This window comes from Streptomyces sp. NPDC014889, from assembly GCF_043081205.1.
Classification (GTDB): Bacteria; Actinomycetota; Actinomycetes; order Streptomycetales; family Streptomycetaceae; genus Streptomyces.
The window spans coordinates 311,850-312,530 of sequence record NZ_JBIBWH010000012.1; the positions used below are offsets into that span (position 1 = coordinate 311,850).

Sequence of the window (681 nt, forward strand, 5' to 3'; positions counted from 1 at the left end):
GGGCCGGCACCGCGTTCGGGGACTGGGGGCCGGTTAACTGAACCGGCCCCGGGGGGCGGGCCGCCCCCCCGGGGCGCGCCCGGCCCGTGCGTCGTGCCCGTCGATTCAGCCGCGCCGCAGCCGCAGTGTCATCAGCTCGAACGGCCGCAGCCGCAGGGCGATCCGGTCGCCGTCCCGTTCCGGTGCCGTGGCGTCGGGCAGGGGCCGTTCCAGGAGGTCGGTCACCGTGACCTCGGCGACCTCGAAGCCGGCCGTGAGTGTGGCCCGGGTCCGGCTGCCGTGGGCCTCGTGGAAGCGGACCAGTACGTCGCCGCTGCCGTCGTCGGCCAGTTTCACCGCCGTCACGACCACCGCGTCCTCGTCCACCGTCACCAGCGGGGCCACGGCCCGGGCGCCGGTCAGCCGCCGCTCGGGCAGGTTGATCCGCCAGCCCTCGCGGACCGCGTCGGCGATGTCCGCGCCCGGCACCAGGGCGTGCCGGAAGCCGTGGACGCCCTGGTCGGTTTCGGGGTCGGGGAAGCGGGGGGCGCGCAGCAGCGACATCCGGACCGTTGTGGTGGTGCCCCGGTCGCGGTCGGTGCGGACGGTGCGGGTCACGTCGTGGCCGTAGGTGGAGTCGTTGACGAGGGCGACGCCCCAGCCGGGCTCGGCCACGTGCACGAAGCGGTGGTTGCAGGCCTC

The 681-nt window shown here is 75.9% G+C and carries 1 protein-coding gene; it reads right to left on the reverse strand.

Annotation, left to right across the window (positions count from 1 at the left end):
* Positions 1–105: 105 nt before the first annotated feature.
* Positions 106–681, reverse strand: a 576-nt coding sequence (locus ACF09J_RS25205; protein WP_392307687.1) for a glycosyl hydrolase-related protein, incomplete at its 5' end; no start/stop codon positions are given.